12 protein-coding genes are annotated in these 17,481 nt (G+C 71.9%); 3 read left to right on the top strand and 9 right to left on the bottom strand.

The annotated features are described in order from the left end of the window. From PSH25_RS03860 to PSH25_RS33875, 5 genes are all read right to left on the bottom strand, one after another. On the bottom strand, positions 1–855 hold an 855-nt coding region (locus PSH25_RS03860), incomplete at its 3' end, for an ABC transporter permease (protein WP_238657686.1). A gap of 1 nt (position 856) precedes the next feature. Beyond that, a complete protein-coding gene (locus PSH25_RS03855; RefSeq protein WP_238657685.1) occupies positions 857–2,500 on the bottom strand; it encodes an ABC transporter substrate-binding protein in 1,644 nt (547 codons plus the stop codon). Positions 2,501–2,899: 399 nt separating this feature from the next. Next, entirely contained in the window at positions 2,900–3,808 is a 909-nt protein-coding gene (locus PSH25_RS03850) for a zinc-binding dehydrogenase (RefSeq protein WP_238657684.1), read from the bottom strand. A gap of 41 nt (positions 3,809–3,849) precedes the next feature. Next, complete coding sequence (locus PSH25_RS03845) at positions 3,850–4,383, bottom strand: flavin reductase family protein (protein ID WP_238657683.1); 534 nt, start codon at positions 4,381–4,383, stop codon at positions 3,850–3,852. Positions 4,384–4,414: 31 nt separating this feature from the next. Then, positions 4,415–5,263 carry a DUF1684 domain-containing protein gene (locus tag PSH25_RS33875; RefSeq protein ID WP_238657682.1) on the bottom strand — a complete coding sequence of 283 codons (849 nt, stop codon included), beginning with the start codon at positions 5,261–5,263 and terminating at the stop codon, positions 4,415–4,417. 368 nt (positions 5,264–5,631) lie between these two features. Here PSH25_RS33875 and PSH25_RS03835 point away from each other — a divergent pair, with 368 nt between their 5' ends. Continuing rightward, entirely contained in the window at positions 5,632–6,429 is a 798-nt protein-coding gene (locus tag PSH25_RS03835) for an SAM-dependent methyltransferase (protein ID WP_238657681.1), read from the top strand. 55 nt (positions 6,430–6,484) lie between these two features. Here PSH25_RS03835 and PSH25_RS03830 read toward each other — a convergent pair whose 3' ends face one another. Then, positions 6,485–7,213 (bottom strand): cellulose binding domain-containing protein, encoded by a 729-nt coding sequence (locus PSH25_RS03830; RefSeq protein ID WP_238657680.1) that lies wholly within the window; start codon positions 7,211–7,213, stop codon positions 6,485–6,487. A gap of 316 nt (positions 7,214–7,529) precedes the next feature. Here PSH25_RS03830 and PSH25_RS03825 point away from each other — a divergent pair, with 316 nt between their 5' ends. Continuing rightward, on the top strand, positions 7,530–8,603 hold the full coding sequence (locus tag PSH25_RS03825) for a hypothetical protein (RefSeq protein WP_238657679.1): 1,074 nt from the start codon (positions 7,530–7,532) through the stop codon (positions 8,601–8,603). Between the two features lie 255 nt (positions 8,604–8,858). Here PSH25_RS03825 and PSH25_RS03820 read toward each other — a convergent pair whose 3' ends face one another. Continuing rightward, positions 8,859–10,115: a phosphodiester glycosidase family protein gene (locus tag PSH25_RS03820; RefSeq protein WP_238657678.1), complete on the bottom strand. Its 1,257-nt coding sequence runs from the start codon at positions 10,113–10,115 to the stop codon at positions 8,859–8,861. 346 nt (positions 10,116–10,461) lie between these two features. Here PSH25_RS03820 and PSH25_RS03815 point away from each other — a divergent pair, with 346 nt between their 5' ends. Next, positions 10,462–15,924, top strand: a complete 5,463-nt coding sequence (locus PSH25_RS03815; RefSeq protein WP_238657677.1) for an ATP-binding protein — start codon at positions 10,462–10,464, stop codon at positions 15,922–15,924. A 134-nt stretch (positions 15,925–16,058) separates the two neighbouring features. Here the strand turns inward: PSH25_RS03815 and PSH25_RS03810 are convergent, their stop codons facing one another. After that, on the bottom strand, positions 16,059–16,946 hold the full coding sequence (locus tag PSH25_RS03810; RefSeq protein ID WP_238657676.1) for a peptidoglycan DD-metalloendopeptidase family protein: 888 nt from the start codon (positions 16,944–16,946) through the stop codon (positions 16,059–16,061). A gap of 103 nt (positions 16,947–17,049) precedes the next feature. Then, on the bottom strand, positions 17,050–17,481 hold a 432-nt coding region (locus PSH25_RS03805; RefSeq protein ID WP_238657675.1), incomplete at its 5' end, for a sigma-70 family RNA polymerase sigma factor.

Below are 17,481 nucleotides of genomic sequence, written 5' to 3'. Positions count from 1 at the left end.
GAGGGTGACCACGGCCAGCACCACCGGCATGTCCCGGGTGGTGACCGCGGTGAGGGTGACCTGGCCGAGGCCGGGCCGACCGAAGACCTGTTCGACGATGACGGTCCCGCCGACCACGATGCCGAAGACCCAGCCGGCCAGGCTGACGGCCGCCAGGAGGGCGTGGCGCACCGCGTGGCGCACCAACACCGTTCGTTCCCGTAGGCCGCGGGAGCGGGCCGTGAGCACGAAGGGTTCGTCGAGGGCTCTGTCGATGCCGTCGCGCAGCACCTGGGCCAGCAGTCCGGCGATGGGCAGCGCGAGGGTGATGGCGGGGAGCACCAACGCGGCGATCCCCCGATCACCGGAGACCGGGAAGAACCCGAACCGGAACGACAGCACACTGAGCAGCAGGAGCCCGATCAGGAACGGTGGGGAGGAGACCAGCAGCAGTTCGGTGCCGGAGCTGACCCGGCGCAGCCACGGTCGCCGGTCCCCGGCGGTGGCCACCGCGACGAGCAGGGCGAGCAGCACCCCGAGCCCGGCGGCGGCGACCGCGAGGGTCAGGGTCGGGGCGAGTTGTTCGCCGATCACCTCGGCGACGGGGCGTTGCAACAGGTACGAGCGGCCCAGGTCGCCGCCGCCGAGTCGCCCGAGGTAGTCGAGGTACTGCACGACGGCCGGCCGCTGCAGGCCCCACTCGGCGATGATCTCGGCACGGATCTGCGGGGTGTCGGCACCGTCGCCGACGATGTTGTCCACGGTGTCGCCGGGGGCGGCCAGCAGCGCCAGGTAGGCGGCGGTGGCCGCGACCCAGAGGACGACCAGGCCGGCACCGAGTCGGCGGGCCACGGCCCGTACGGGTGGTCGGCTCATGTCACTTGCCGATCCACAGGTCGTACGCGCTGGCGGGCACCCCGGCGGTGGGTTCGAAGCGCACTCCGCCGACGCCGGTGCTGGCGGCGATCTGGTCGGCCGGCGCGTACAGGGGCAGCAGCAGGGCCTGGTCGGCGACGACCTGTTGTTGCAGCTCGGCGTAGATGCCGGCGCGCTTCGTCGGGTCGGCGGCGGCCTGACCGGCCTCCAGGAGCCGGTCGATTCGCGGGTCGTTGACCTGGGTACGGTTGATGCCGCCCTTCGAGTGCAGCAGCAGGTTGAGCGCGGCGCCGGCGTCGGTGTCGGCGCGGGAGTTGTCGAAGACCTCGTACTCGTTGCGCTGGAACGCGTCGGTGGCGGTGCCCTGGTCGACAAGCGACACCTTGAGGTCGATACCGGCGCTCTGCTTGACGGCGGCCTGCACGGCCTGGGCCAGGACGTCGCGGCGGTCCCGGACGAAGGGTGCGGACTGCACGAGCCGTACGGTGAGCCGCTTGCCGGCCTTGACCCGGTAGCCGTCGGCGTCCCGGGCAGCCCAGCCCGCCTGGTCGAGCAGCGTGTTCGCCTTGGCGGTGTCGCCGCTGTAGCCGCCTTCGAGGCGCTTGTCGTAGAGCGGGCTGGACGGGCTGACCACGCTCCAGGCGCGGGTGGCGGTGTCGCGGTAGACGGACCTCAGGACGGCCTCGACGTCGACGGCCTCCCGGAACGCCTGCCGGACCCGCAGGTCGTCGAAGGGCGCGTGCGAGGTGTTGAAGTAGTACGAGTAGGCGGAGCCGGAGTTGAGTTCGCGGCTCAGGCGCAGCGTCCGGTTGCCGGTGATCAGCGGTTGATCCGTGGCGGGCACCCCCTCGACGAGCTGCACCTGGTTCGACGTGAGGGCGCCGACGCGCACCGACGACTCCTTGAGGAACCGGTAGGTGATCCCGTCGAGGTAGGCCGGGCCGGTGTGCGTCGCGGTGGGCGGCGCCCAGTCGTAGCTGGCGTTGCGTCGATAGCGCAGCTCCTGGCCGGGGACGTAGCGCTCCAGCACGAACGGCCCGGTGCCGACCACGTCGGTGCCACCGGCCTTGAGGTTCTTGGCCTGACGCAGCGACGTCGGGGAGATCTGCGCGCCCTGCGGGGAGGCCAGGAAGTCGAGGATGAGCACGTCCGGCGCGCTGAGGACGAGCCGTACGGTGCGCGGGTCGACGGCTTCGACGGCCTTGAGGTTGCGCAGTTGGACGGCGGCGACGGCCGGGGCGTACCCGGGTTCCCGGAGCTTGTCGACGTTGGCCTTGACGGCGGCCGAGTCGAAGGGCGTGCCGTCGGAGAAGGTGACCCGGTCACGCAGCGTCAGGGTGTAGGTCAGCCCGTCCGGCGCGACCGTCCAGCCGGTCGCGAGCCAGGGCACGAGCTTGCCCTGCTGGTCGTAGGTGAGCAGCGACTCGAAGGTGTTCCAGACCAGCAGGCGGGCCTTGGCCTGGGCGTACTGGTGCGGGTTGAGGGTGATCGGCTCGGTCTCCACGGCCCAGGTGAGGGTGCCACCGGAGCGGGGCTGGCCGGTCGCCTCGGCGGCCGGGGCGGCACCGGTGGAGCAGCCGGCGACGACGGCGAGCAGTGCGGCGAGCGCGGCGGCGGCCAGGGTTCGCAGACGGCTTGCGGGCATGGTGAGTTCTCCTGTCCAGGCAGGTGGATGCGGGTGTGCCGACACCCGGCCCGCGCAGGGGGCGTGGGCCGGTGAGGGTGTCGGTGCGGTGGCGGCGCGGCGGTGCGCCCCACCCCGGCGGCCGGTGCGGCGGGCCGGGTTACGGGCGAGGGTGCCGGGTCAGGCCAGACAGGAACTCGACCACACTCGACCGAAGTCGATGTGGCCGCGGATCGTCAGCCGCAGCTCGCTGGACATGAGCCGAGTCCACCTCCAGAGCCCCGCGGTGTCAACGAATCCGTCGCCGGATGTCGGCTATCGCACGGGTGGGCGTCGATTCGTTGACGTATAACCTACTAAGGCTATAGGATTTACAGGGATTGCGCCTGACCGATGGGTCAGCGCCGGGAGCCACCACCCTCAATCCAGGTCGAGCACGACCTTGCCGGCCACGCGGCGTCCCCGCAGCGCGTCGGCCGCCTCCCCGAGACGCTGCCACGAACCGCGCCAGCCGACCGGCGCGCGCAGCACCCCACGTGCCACGAGATCCGCCAGGACCGCGAGATCCGGCCCCGCGGCGGTGGCGTCGCCGAAGGACCGCAGGGTCCGTGCCGGGCCGGGAGCGAACGTGGAGTTCACCGGGAAGGCCGCCGGCTCGCCGGACGCCCAGCCGATGCTGTGCAGCACCCCACCCGGGGCCAGCAGACCCCAGGCGGTCACCAGGGAGGGGCCACCGACCGTCTCCAGCACCACGTCGACCGGGTCGGTGATCGCGTCGAGACCGACCACCACCTCGTCGGCACCCAGCGCCGCCAGCCCGGCGCCACGAGCCGCAGAGCCCACCGCCGCGACCACGTACGCGCCGCCGTGCCGGGCGAGCTGGACGGCGACCCGACCCACGCCTCCGGACGCCCCCGTGATCAGCACCCGTCGACCGAGGAGCGCGCCCGACGTCCGCAAGGTACGCAGCGCGGTCAGGCCGACCATGGGCAGTGCGGCCACCTCCGCCAGGTCGACCACGGCGGGGACCACCGCCACGCTGTCCACGTCGAACACCGCGAGGCGGGCCCACGCGCCCGCCCCGAAGGCGACCACACGCTCGCCCTCGCGGGGGCCGGAGCCGTCGGTCGCGCCGCGCGCCACGTAACCCGCGGCGTCGTGCCCGAGCACGCTCCCGGCCGGGAAGACCCCGAGGTGCCGGATCTCGCCGGCATTGACGGCGGCGTGCCGCACCTCGACCAGGACCTGCCCGGGGCCGGGGACGGGATTGGGCACCTCCGTCAGCCGGAACCCCTCAGGCGTGTCCGGAGCGGCGACGATCGCGCGCACGGCCTCCCCCTCATCGTGGATCGCGAATGCGACACCGCTGGTCAGGCGGCGGGACGGCGGACCACCCCGTGCTGGTCGCCGGCCAGCCCGGCGTAGCGCCCCCGGTGGTACAGCAGGGGCGAACCGACGTCGGCGTGCCGGAGCACCTCCGGCTCGGCCAGCACCACGGCGTGGTCGCCGACGGTCACCCGGTCGACGACCCGGCAGAACAGCCAGGCCAGGGTGTCGTCGAGGATCGGCACCCCCTCCGGGCCGGCCCGCCAGCGGGTGGGTGTCGCGAACCGGTCGATGCCGCTGGTCGCGAAGGTCCGGGCCAGGTCCTGCTGATGGTGGGCGAGCAGGTGCACGGCCACGTGGCGGGCACGGGCGACCGCGGGCCAACTCGACGACCCGAGGTTCAGGCAGAACGAGACGATCGGCGGCGCCAGCGACACCGACGTGAACGAGGTGGCGGTGAAGCCGACCGCCGGCGAGCCGGGAGCGGTGACCACCGTGACAGTGCTGGCCTGGTGGCGCAGCAACGTCCGTAGCGCGTCGCTGTCGGCGTCGATCGGAGCGTCGGTGGACTGGGTCATGGCGATCCTCCGAGGGGTTGGTCCGCTGGGCCTACGAACGGTCGGTAGCCAGCCGCTCGTACGGGGACTTCTCGCCGGCCTCGACGGCGATCGGCAGCCGGTTCTCCGCCGGGGGCAGCGGGCAGGTCGCGAAGTCGGTGTACGCGCACGGCAGGTTGGTGGCCCGGTTGAAGTCGAGGCTGACCCGCCCCTGCTCGTCCGGGGCACCGACCGTCAGCGACCGGTTGGCCGGATAGGTCGTGACGCCGGAGGTGGCGTCGGTGAACAGCACCGACAGGCTCCCGGGCACGTGGCCGTCGAACGCGGTCAGGCTCAGTGGCACCCCGTCGACGGCGAACTCGATCCGACCGGGGGCGTCGTAGACGTGCTTGAGCCCCTTCACGGCCGCGCCGACGGTGGTCGACCGAGGGTCGTCGAACGGCACGAAGCGCCCGCTCAGAACCCATCGGCGGCTGGGCGGATAGGTCGGGGTGCCGCGGTAGGCGACACGGAGTGGGTGATCCGGGTGCCGGGGACGGAGGATGTCGTGCCCACCCCGGCGGGCCACCTCCAGCACCCCACCCTCGATGCCGACGGTGACGCCGCCGCGCTCGGCGATCGGCCCGAACACGTGCCGGCCCCGAACCGGCTGGTCGTCGACGGTCAGCTCCTCGTCGCCGCCGAGAGCCACCACCGGGCCGCCCTCGCCGGTGTGCCACTCCCCCGGCACGTCGGGGAAACGCTGCGGTTCCGAGGTGAGCCAGTGCAGACCGGTGACGGCGAGGAAGCCGTGCGGGTCGGCCCGCGCCTCCTCGTGGCGTCGGTGCCACCGCCGCCATTCCTCGTCGTACTCGGGCCACGGGTCCACGGCGGTGGGTGTGGGGGCGTCGTTGATCGTCACAGGTCCTCCTCGACGGGGTGCACCTCCGCGCTCGCGGGGTGCGGGGTGACCGGTCGCGCGCCGGTCGCGGAGCCGGCGGCGGACACCGGGCAGGCGAGGGCTAAAAAGCCCGTTCAGGCGGGGATGGGCGCGCCTGGACAGAGCTGCGCGGCGACCCGCATCAGGTCGACGACCCGGCGGGAGGTGAACAACCGAACGAGCGGCATGCGGTCGATTTTCCTACCAGGAAGGTAGGATTTCAAGACCCCAGGTCGGGTGAAGTGCCGTCCACCACCGACCCTGCGTCGACAGTGGACCTTGCCGGAGTACGATCCCGGGCGTACCGCTGTGATGACCTCCAGCTGACGACCCCTCGATAGGAGCCAGGCATGGCCGGCCCGGACCCCGAACTCGCCGCGAAGCTTCAGCCTGACGTGCCGCACGCGGCACGGATCTGGAACTACTGGATGGGCGGCAAGGACAACTTCCAGTCCGACCGGGCGGCCGGCGACGCTGTCGCCGAGGTCTACCCGGAGATCGTCCTCATGGCGCAGCAGTCGCGCGTGTTCCTGGTGCGAGCCGTGCGGTACCTCGCGGCCGAGGCGGGCATCCGGCAGTTCCTGGACATCGGCACCGGCCTGCCCACCATGCAGAACACGCACGCGGTCGCCCAGGGCGTCGCGCCCGACTCGCGGATCGTCTACGTGGACAACGACCCGATGGTGCTGGTGCACGCGCGGGCACTGCTGGCCAGCACGACGTCGGAGGGTGTCACCACCTACGTACCGGCCGACTACCACGACCCGGAGAAGATCCTCGCCGAGGCGGCGCAGACGCTCGACTTCGACCAGCCCATCGCCGTGATGTACATGGGCGTGATGGGCTACGAGCCCGACCTGGACGTGGTGCGCTCGATCGTCGGGCGCACGATGGACGCGGTGCCGTCCGGCTCCCACCTGGTGCTCTGGGACGGCACCAACACCAGCCCGGCGGTGGTCTCCGGTGCCGACCGGCTGGCGCAGAGCGGCGGAGTCCCGTACATCCTGCGCAGCCCGGAGGAGCTCGAGAGTTGCTTCGACGGGCTGACGATGGTGGAGCCGGGCCTGGTGCCGATTCCGCTGTGGCGACCGGAGGAGTCCGACGCCGTCGGGATCGACGCCTACGGCGCGGTGGCTCGCAAACCCTGACCGACACGACGTCCGCCCCGCTCCCGCCAGCGCGCCGGAGCGGGGCGGAGGCAGTTCACCGGTCGCAGGTCAGGGTCAGGCCCTCGGGCACCGCGCTGGTCGTCACGAGCAGGCCGAAGGCCGTCGCCCCGTCCAGCGCCAGCGTCCCGTTGTAGGAGGCGTTGCGAACGGTGACGTCGGTGCCGACTGTCTCGGCCGCCCCGCCCCAGACCGTCTGGATGCGCTCGTCACCGGACCACCGCCAGGAGACGCGCCACCGGTCCAGCGGCAGCGTCCCGGTGTTGCGGACCGTGACCGTCGCGACGAAGCCGCTGCCCCACTGGGCGTCGATCGTGGCCGTCGCCCGGCACGAGGTCAGCGAGGCGGTGCGGGCCGAGGCGATCACGTACGGGTCCCGCCGGCCCTCGACGTCGGTGAACCGGTACCAGTACTCCGTGCCGGGCGTCAGCCCGTCGATGGTCACCGAGCCGTTGCGCTCCGGCCCGGAGACGCCCTCGGCGACCGGGGCCCGCCACTGTTGGGCGTCCTCGCGGCTGGCGAAGAGGCTGACGGTCATCGGCGGGTCGTAGCCGCAGGGCGGTCGGAAGAAGATGACGTACGAGATGGTCACGCTGGTGGTGGTGGCCCCGGCCACGCTCGCGCTGATCGGCAACGCTGGTGGGCAGGTCGGCGTCGGTGTCGGCGTGGCCGACGGCGTTGGCGTGGGTGTCGCTTCGGCGGCGGTGGTCGTCCCGGTCCAGGCGGCCAGGGCCATGGTCGTGACAGCGAGGAACATGCGAAGCATCGGTACCTCCGTGGTTACCGGGCACCGATGACCGAGGTGATAGCCGGTGCCGCGCTCGGGTTTCCGGTCGCCGACGAGGCTGCCCGGCACGGGTGACAGGGCCACCTCGTGCGCCCCGTGGGCCGGAGGAGATCTGGTGCGCGCTGGCTCCCCGAGCACGACCGAACCACAGCATGGCAGCCGGTGAGCATCGATACAACCCGATCCCGATCCCGTCGAGATTCGTCCGCTTTCTCGTCGTCGCAGGGACACCCGCAGGGTGCCCGAACCCCGGATGATCCATTGTGGTCTATTCATTCGGACACGGGAGCACACCATGCTCGACGCAAACAGCACGACCCGGCGACCCCGGGTGGTCAGGGCACTGGTCGCGGCAGGCGCTGCGGCAGTGCTGGCGGCTGCCGCCCTGGCCGCACCGACCCCCGCCAGCGCCGCCGTCAGCCGGGCCGAACTGGCCCTCCGCTGGGCGCCCATCCACTACCAGGACGTCGACGCCACCGGCAGCCACGCCCTGAGCGGACAGTCGGACTACCTCACCCGGGTCGACTTCGACGGCGACCTGGACGGACGCAACAACTGGGATCGGGCCGGCCAGGCAGGCACCGCACTCGCCGCGCACGTCTACTACTCCGTCGTGGAGACGAGCACCCACTGGTACATCACGTATTTCTTCTTCCACCCCCGCGACTGGACCGACCACCCGTTCTTCGAGACCGAGCACGAGAACGACGGTGAGGGCGCGCTGTTCGCGATCGAGCGCGACGGCTCCCCGTACGGCGTTCTCCGCTCGGCCGTCACGGTCGCGCACAGCGACTTCTTCTCCTACACGCCGACCGGCAGCACCTGGACCAGCGGCGCGGAGAGCGTCGACGGCACCCTGCGGTTCCAGGCGTCACCGCACGACACGTTCCAGCACCCGGTGACGGCGCAGGAGGCGCAGGGCCACGGCCTCAAGGCACACCCGCAGTACGACATCAACGGCGACGGTCTGGTCTACTACCCGTCCACCGTCGCCGAGACGCCGAGCAGCGGCAACGACCGCGACGTGCGGTACCAGCTGATCGACATCTTCGCCGCCGGTGGCCTGTGGGCGCAGCGGTCCACCGCGAGCCTCTTCGCCAGTCTGGGCACGTTCGCCGGTGACACGTCCGGCGACTGCGGCGTCGGCACCTGGAGCTGTTCGACCAACTCGGCCAACGCGCCCTGGGGCTGGGACGACGGCAACGACGCCCCGGCGCGGGGTGAGATCGCCAGCGACCCGGCGAAACTGTCGGCCGCGTACTTCACGGTGCCGACCGGCCTGGCCCGCACCTACAGCTACAACCCGTACGCCGGCGCGGCGGCGGCGCTCGCCGAGGCGGCGAGGACGGCGCCGCCGACCGTCGACTGATCTCCTCGTCTCCCCGGGGTCGGACCGTCCTGGTCCGTCACCGGGGAGACGAACCGACCCGTACCCGTCGCTGTCGTTGTCGGAGAGGAAGGACGCCAGCGCCTGCCCCTGCTCGGTCACGGCGGCCCGGTCCGCTCGGGAGAGGCCGCGTAGCGGGTTGACGGTCACCGTGCCCGACTCGACGCCCCAGGGCGGTACGCGAATTCGCCCCGTCCGGGCGGTACCGGGCGGGGCGAATTCGAGCGGGTGCACCGATCAGTGCTTGCCCACGAAGATCCCGATGCCGTTGGCGACCATTCGCTCCGTACCGTCGGACGGGCTGTTGCGGGCGGTGGCCGCGGCCTGGCCCGGCTCGCGGACGGCGACCGTGCTCGAACCGCCGCCGTCGAGGTTCACGGCGGCGTCCGCGCCGAGCGAGCGCATCAGGTCGGCCAGCTCGGCGATCGTGAACCCGGCGCTGGCCGGGGCGCGGCCGGCCAGGGCCACCAGGTAGACGGTCCGACCGTCGGGGCTGACTCCGGCCGCGCTGCGTACCGCGGCGGTCCTGGTGTCCAGGCCGGCCAGCGGCGCACCGTCGCGCAGGATCGGCGCGCCACCGACCGCGAAGGTCAGCTTCGGTTTGCCGGCGGAGACCAGCTTGTCGCGCACCTGCACCCGGTCACCGACGGCGAGGTCGTCGAGCGCGTCCGCGCCGCCCTCCCGGCCGACGAGCACCTGGGTGTCGGCCGGGATCGCGCCCGCGCCGGGCGTCGGACCCACCGCGGTCACCACGCCGGCGCGTACGGTCACCTCGTAGGTGTGGGTGCTGCACGGGTCGCTGCGGCTCGTGTCGCTGCCGCAGGTGGACCGGACCCGGGAGGCGGTTCCCCAGTCGGCGGTGAACAGGCCGACGCTGCCGACCGGGAGGGCGTACTGGTTGAGGCCGCCCAGCGCGATCGTGCCCTTTCCGCTGCGCACCTCGCCGTCCAGGCTCAGGGTGTCGATGCGCGCCTCGCCGTTCACGCCGACGCCGAACACGTCGCGGGTCGAGGTGCCGGGGGCCAGGCCGGGGCCGAAACGCTGCGCCGTCGGCACCGCGAACTTCAACTCCTCGCCGTCGGCGATCTCCGGACCGGACGACGAGTAGGTCGGGGTGACGCCGGTGTGCGTCTCACTGTTGTTGAAGAAGTCGCCGTTGACGCCGGCGACGGCACCCTGCTCGTTCGTCATCGCCGAGACGACCTTGCGCTGCGCCACCGCGTCGGGGTGCAGCAGGTCCAGGGAGACCGTGTTCTTCCTGAGGTCGGCCGTGAGCAGGTAACCGACGGTGACGCCTCGGGGGGTGGCCACCTCGAACGAGCCGTACGTGACGCCCGGGGCGAGCTGCTCGGTGGAGGTGACGGTGATCGGGGTGGCCGTCGCGGGTACCGTGGCGGTCGCGGCGTGGGCGACGCCGGCCGGCGTGACGAGCGTGGTCAGCCCCGCCGCGAGCAGCAGCGCCAGACGTGGGCGTACGAGGTGCGGTGACCTCATTGCCGCTCCTTTCCTGGTGCGTTCCTGGCCTGGGCCGGGATGGTCGAGCCGGGCCGGCGGTTGACCGGTCCGGCGATGATTTTCCTGGTCAGCCGATCACTCCGGGGTGAACGCGGGAGGCTGCGGACGTGAACCGCCCGCACCGTCTTGATCAACTGCCGGAGCGGCCAGGACGTCGACGCGGTCCCCGGGGTGCCAAAAAGTTTTGTGCACTTCCTACAACTGAGGGACGGTGGGTTCGGTGGTTGCGCCATAGCGCTGGACGCCGTCACCCGGAAAGGTGATCACTGCTGGGAGCCGTCGTCTCACGGCACGCAGGTCGAGGTCTAGCTAAGGGGTTTTTCGGGTGTTCAACCGTGTCGCCATCGTCAACCGTGGTGAAGCCGCCATGCGGCTCATCCACGCGGTCCGCGAGCTGGCCGCGGAGACCGGCATCCAGCTCGAAACCGTGGCTCTCTACACCGATGTCGACCGCAACGCCACATTCGTCCGCGAAGCGGACATCGCCTACGACCTCGGCCCGGCATCCGCCCGCCCCTACCTCAACCTGGCGGTGCTGGAGCGCGCCCTGACCACGACCGGGGCCGACGCCGCGTGGGTCGGCTGGGGCTTCGTCGCCGAGGATCCGGCGTTCGCCGAGCTGTGCGAGAAGATCGGCGTCACCTTCGTCGGGCCGAGCCCGGACGCCATGCGCCAACTCGGCGACAAGATCGGCTCAAAGCTGATCGCCGAGGAGGTCGGTGTGCCGGTCGCGCCGTGGAGTCGCGGTGCCGTCGAAACCCTCGCCGCCGCCCAGTCGGCGGCGGCCGAGATCGGCTACCCGCTGATGCTGAAGGCGACCGCGGGCGGCGGCGGGCGCGGCATCCGCGTGATCAGGAACGAGGCCGAGCTGGTCGACGCGTACGAGCGCACCAGCCAGGAGGCGGCACGGGCCTTCGGCAGCGGCATCGTGTTCCTGGAGCGCCTGGTCACCGGGGCGCGGCACGTCGAGGTCCAGGTGATCGCCGACGGACAGGGCACCGCATGGGCGCTCGGCGTCCGCGACTGCTCGGTGCAACGACGCAACCAGAAGGTCATCGAGGAGTCGGCGTCGCCGGTGCTCGACCCGGCGCAGGTCGCCGAGCTGAAAACGTCGGCCGAACGGCTGGCCGTCGCGGTCGGTTACCGCGGCGCGGCGACAGTCGAGTTCCTCTACCACCCGGGTGACCGGTTGTTCGCGTTCCTCGAGGTCAACACCCGCCTGCAGGTCGAGCACCCGATCACCGAGCTGACCACTGGATTCGACCTGGTCAAGGCGCAGCTGCACGTCGCCGCCGGCGGGCGACTCGAAGGTTCGCCGCCGGCCGAGCGCGGGCACGCCATCGAGGCGCGGCTCAACGCCGAGGACCCGGACCGCGACTTCGCGCCGTCGCCCGGCCGCATCGCCCGGCTGGACCTGCCCAGCGGCCCCGGCATCCGGGTGGACACCGGCGTCAGCGAAGGTGACACCATCCCGGCCGACTTCGACTCGATGATCGCGAAGATCATCGCGTACGGCCGTGACCGCGACGAGGCGCTCGGCAAGCTGCGCCGGGCGATGGCGAACACCACTGTGATCATCGAAGGTGGGGCGACGAACAAGAGCTTCGTGCTCGACCTGCTCGACCAGCCCGAGGTGATCGACGCCAGCGCGGACACCGGCTGGATCGACCGCGTCCGCGGCGAAGGACGGCTCGTCACACACCGCCACTCCGCGGTCGCCCTGGCCGCCGCCGCCATCGAGGCGTACGAAGAGGAGGAGCGCGTCGAGCGGCAGCGGCTGCTGTCGACGGCGGCCGGCGGACGCCCGCAGGTGCAGCACGCCAGCGGCCGACCGTTGGACCTCAAGCTGCGCGGCGTCGGTTACCGCACACGGGTGGCGCGCGTCGGCGCGCACCGGTTCCGGGTCGGCATCGAGACCGGCCCGGTCGTGCGCACCGCCGACGTCGAACTCGACCGCTTCGACCGGCACACCGGTCAGATCGTCGTCAACGGCATCCGCTACCGCCTGCTCACCGGCACGTACGGGCCGACCCACCTGGTCGAGGTGGACGGCGTGACGCACCGCGTCAGCCGGGACGAGGGTGGCGTCCTGCGCTCCCCGATGCCCGCGCTTGTCGTCGCCACACCACTGGAGGTCGGCGCCGAGGTCGAGGCGGGCGCGCCGGTGCTGGTGCTGGAAGCGATGAAGATGGAGACGGTGCTGCGGGCGCCGTTCAGGGCGCGACTCAAGGAGTGCGCCGTCTCGGTGGGCAGCCAGGTGGAAGCCGGTGCGCCGCTGCTGCGCCTGGAGCCGCTCGCGGACGACGCCGAGGAGACCGCGGACGACCCGAGCACCGAGACCGTCGAACTGGACCTGCCCACCGCCGCCGCGGACATCCCGGCGGACGAGCGCAGCAGGCGCGGTCAGGAGGACCTTCGCGGTCTACTGCTCGGCTTCGACGTCGACCCGCACGACGACCGCCGGGTGCTCGACGACTACCTCACCGCACGGCGGGCGGCCACCGAAGCCGGACAGCGGCCCCTGGCCGCCGAACTCGACCTCATCGACGTGTTCGCCGACCTCGCCGAGCTGAGCCGCAACCGGCCGACGGGCGAGGACGGTGGCGCCGCGCACGTGCACAGCGCCCGGGAGTACTTCCACACCTACCTGCAGAGCCTCGACGTCGAGCGGGCCGGGCTGCCGGAGGCCTTCCAGACCAGGCTCGGCAAGGCGCTCGGCCGGTACGGCGTCACCGACCTGGACCGCACTCCCGCCCTCGAAGCCGCCGTCTTCCGGATCTTCCTCGCCCAGCAGCGCGCGTCCGCGGACGCGCAGGTCGTCGCGGCGCTCTTGCGCGCCTGGCTGCGGGAGACCCCGCCGGACGAGACGCTGCGCGAGCCGGCCGGTCTCGCGCTGGAGCGGCTGATCGCCGCGACGCAGGTCCGCTTCCCCGTGGTCGCGGACCTCGCCCGCGGCGTGGTGTTCGCCTGGTTCGCCCAACCGCTGCTGCGCCGCAACCGCGCCCGGGTCTACGCCGAGGTCCGTGGGCACCTGCGGCACCTGGACGCGCACCCGGACGCGGCGGACCGCGACGAGCGCATCGCCCGGATGGTGCGCAGCACCGAGCCGCTGGTCCGGCTCCTCGGCCAGCGACTCGTCCGCGACCACCTCGACAACGCCGTGATGTTGGAGGTGCTGACCCGGCGGTACTACGGCAACCGGTCGCTCACCAGCGTGCGTACCCGCGCGGTCGGGGACTGCACGTTCGTGGTCGCCGAACGCGCCGACTCGAGCGTGGTCTCCGCCGCGGTGAGCTTCGACGCGCTGGGCAGCGCACTGCGCGGGCTGGCCGAGCTGGCCACCGGCGAGGACGCCGTGGACGCCGACATCTACCTCGGCTGGGAGAACCAGCCGGAGGACTTCGACGCGATGGCGGCGGCGCTGGCCGAGGTCATCGCCGCGCACCCGCTGCCGCCCCAGGTCCGTCGGGTGACCACCACCGTCGCGGGTCGCGGCGGGGCGGTCATGCACCACCACTTCACCTTCCGCCCGTCCGGCGCCCAGTTGACCGAGGACCGGCTGATCCGTGGGCTGCACCCGTACATCGCGCAGCGGATGCAACTGGAGCGGCTGCACAAGTTCGACCTGACCCGGCTGCCGTCGTCGGACGAGGAGGTCTACCTCTTCCAGTGCGTAGCGCGGGAGAACCGGGCCGACGAGCGCCTCGTCGCGTTCGCGCAGGTGCGTGACCTGACCGAGCTTCGCGAGCAGGACGGCCGTCTGGTCGCGCTGCCGACGACCGAGGACGCCATCGCCGCCTGCCTCGACTCGATCCGCCGCGCCCAGTCGCGGCGGCCGTCGAAGACGCGCTTCAACACCAACCGCATCGTGGTCTACGTGTGGCCGCCGAGCGAGCTGACCCGCAAGGAGATGGAGATGATCGCCGGGCGGGTCCGCCCGACGACCGCGGGCGCCGGCCTGGAGGAGATCCTGTTCATCGCGCGGCAGCGCGACCGCCGGACCGGCGAGCTGACCAGGATCGCCGTACGGATCTCGTTCGACGCCGCGGGCGGCGCCGAACTGGCCGTCGGGGAGCCGCCGGTCGAGCCGATCGAGCCGCTCGACGAGTACCGACTCAAGGTGCTGCGGGCCAGCAGCCGCAACACCGTGTACCCGTACGAGTTGACCGGCCGGCTCGGTGACTTCGTCGAGTACGACCTCGACGACCACCACGTGCTGGTGCCGGTGGACCGGCCGAAGGGGCGCAACGGCGCCGCCATCGTGGCCGGGGTGGTCACCACGCCGACCGAGCGCTACCCGCAAGGTGTCACCCGGGTGGTGCTGCTCGGCGACCCGACGAAGTCGCTGGGCGCCCTGTCCGAGCCGGAGTGCCGGCGCGTGATCGCCGCACTGGACCTGGCCGAGCGGATGCAGGTGCCGCTGGAGTGGTGGGCGCTGTCGGCCGGGGCGCGGATCTCGATGACCTCCGGTACGGAGAACATGGACTGGGTGGCCGCGGCGCTCAAGCGGATCGTCGAGTTCACCCAGGCCGGCGGTGAGATCAACATCGTGGTCGCGGGCATCAACGTCGGCGCGCAGCCGTACTGGAACGCCGAGGCGACGATGCTCATGCACACCAAGGGCATCCTGGTGATGACGCCCGACTCGGCGATGGTGCTCACCGGCAAGCAGTCGCTCGACTTCTCCGGCGGTGTGTCGGCCGAGGACAACTTCGGCATCGGCGGCTACGACCGGGTGATGGGGCCGAACGGGCAGGCGCAGTACTGGGCGCCGAACCTGACGGCCGCACGGGACGTGGTGATGGCGCACTACGACCACACGTACGTCGCGCCCGGCGAGTACGCGCCCCGACGGGCGGTCACCACCGACCCGACCGACCGCGACATCTCCGACTTCCCGCACGACGTGGCGGGCAGCGCCTTCGCCACCGTCGGGGAGATCTTCTCCGTCGAGGCCAACCCGGACCGCAAGAAGCCGTTCGACATCCGTACGGTGATGCGGGCCCTCTCCGACCAGGACCACCCGGTGCTGGAGCGCTGGGCCGGCATGGCGGACGCGGACACCGCTGTCGTGCAGGACGTCCACCTCGGTGGCATTCCGGTCTGCCTGCTCGGCATCGAGTCCCGGTCGGTGCCGCGGCACGGCTTCCCGCCCACCGACGGCCCGGACACGTACACGGCGGGAACGCTGTTCCCCCGCTCGTCGAAGAAGGCCGCGCGGGCGATCAACGCGGCCAGCGGCAACCGGCCGCTCGTCGTGCTGGCGAACCTGTCCGGCTTCGACGGCTCACCGGAGTCGATGCGCAAGCTGCAGCTGGAGTACGGCGCCGAGATCGGCCGGGCGATCGTGAACTTCCGGGGACCCATCGTCTTCTGCGTGATCTCGCGCTACCACGGCGGGGCGTTCGTGGTGTTCTCGAAGGCGTTGAACCCGAACATGACGGTGCTGGCGCTGGAGGGCTCGTTCGCCTCGGTGCTCGGTGGCGCACCCGCCGCCGCGGTGGTGTTCTCCGCCGACGTCAACGCCCGTACGGCGGCCGACCCGCGGGTGCGGGACCTGGAGGCCCGCACCGCCGCCGCGACCGGCACCGAACGCGCCGCGCTGACCGCGGAGCTCGACGAGCTGCGCTCGTCGGTGCGCGCGGAGAAACTGAGCGAGGTGGCCGCGGAGTTCGACCGGGTGCACAACATCCACCGCGCCGTCGAGGTCGGCTCGGTGGACGCCGTCATCCGCGCCGCCGAGCTGCGTCCGCGCATCATCGAGACCATCGAGGCCCGCCTGGGCTGACGGCCGGTACACCCGCTCCACGTCAGCGCCACCGGTCGTCGACCGGTGGCGCTGACCGTACGGGGGTGACGTGCCGCGCGGTCTAGCTGAGCGCCGCGTTCAGCGCGACGGTGACGGCAGGGTGGCCGAGCGGGTCAGTCCCACTGGTCCTGGTTGAGGAACCGGGCGAAGCCCCGCCACGAGTTCGGCCCCATCACCCCGTCGATCGGGCCGGTGTAACCCCACCCCGAGGCGAGCCGCTGGACAGCCTTCCAGGTGTTCGTCCCCGGCACGCCGTCGATCGGTCCGCTGTAGCCGTAGCCGCGCAGGGCCTGTTGCAGCGCGGCGTAGGTCCGCACGCCGGGCACGCCGTCGATCGGGCCCGTATAGCCGGAGGTGATCCGCAACCAGTTCTGCATCCGCATGTAGAAGACGGTGCCAGGAATGCCGTCCTGCTCGGTGGACGTCTTCGGCAGGCCACCGCCACCCGGGTTCTGGCCGATGTAGGTCAGCGGGTTGATCCGGACACCGCTCGGGTTGATCATGTGCCAGTGCAGGTGTGGGCCGGTGGAGCTACCGGAACCAGGAGCGCCCACCGCCCCTCCCGACCGTCCGACTATCGCACCGGCGCTCACGGCAGTGCCGTTGGCCAGCAGGAACTGGGACAGGTGCAGGTACTGGCTGCGGTAACCGTCCGCGTGGTGGATCGTGACGGTATGCCCGCCCGTGCCGTTGTTCGGGATTTTCTGGATCGTGCCGGCGCCACAGGCCGGTAGGTTGGTCCCGACGCCCATTCCGAAGTCGATGCCGCCCAGCGAACCGCTGTTCAGGTGGTCCTGCCAGGTTCCGGTGATCCGGTAGACGGCGAACGGGTTGTAGATGGCGGGTGCGGCAGACGCGACCCCCGGCAGGCCGACGACACCACCGACGGCGAGGGCACCGGTGGCCAACACGGTGCCGCGCAGCAGACCACGACGGCTGAACCCCGTCGGCGGCCGTTCCCCGTAGCTGCCACAGCAGACGGGTGGGTGTTCGTGGTTCATCGCCGGTCTCCGTACGATCGCAGTCGACCACGGGCCAGCCGAGGGTAGCCGCCGAAGTGGCATGGATCAATGTCAGGTGGCGTGGCGAAGCAGTTCGTGGAGGTCAGCCGGTTCGTCGCCCGTGGCCCGGGTCGGTGTCGGCCTGCCAGGCGGCGACGAGATCCTCGCGCGCCCGGGCGACCCGGGAACGGATGGTGCCGACCGGGCACTGGCAGACGTCCGCCGCCTCGGCGTAGGACAGGCCGAGCACCTGGGTGGCGACGAACGCCTCGCGGCGCTCCCGGGTCAGACCGGCGATCAGCTGGTGCAGGGTCACGCCCTCGTCGGCACCGGCAGTGATCGCGCCGGCGGCCTCCGCCGCCGCCTGCCAGTCCGGCACCGACGCCATCCTCGGCCGGGCCACCGCCGTCCGGACGTGATCCACGGCAACGCGTCGGGCGATGGTGAACACCCAGGTACGGGCCGACGAGCGGCCGGCGAAGCCGGGCAGGTTGCGAATTGCCCGCAGGAACGTCTCCTGGGTCAGGTCGTCGGC

Source organism: Micromonospora foliorum (genome assembly GCF_022229015.1).
Lineage (GTDB): Bacteria > Actinomycetota > Actinomycetes > Mycobacteriales > Micromonosporaceae > Micromonospora > Micromonospora foliorum.
Note: the sequence above shows the minus strand (reverse complement) of the source record. Positions and strands in the feature narration are given on the sequence as shown.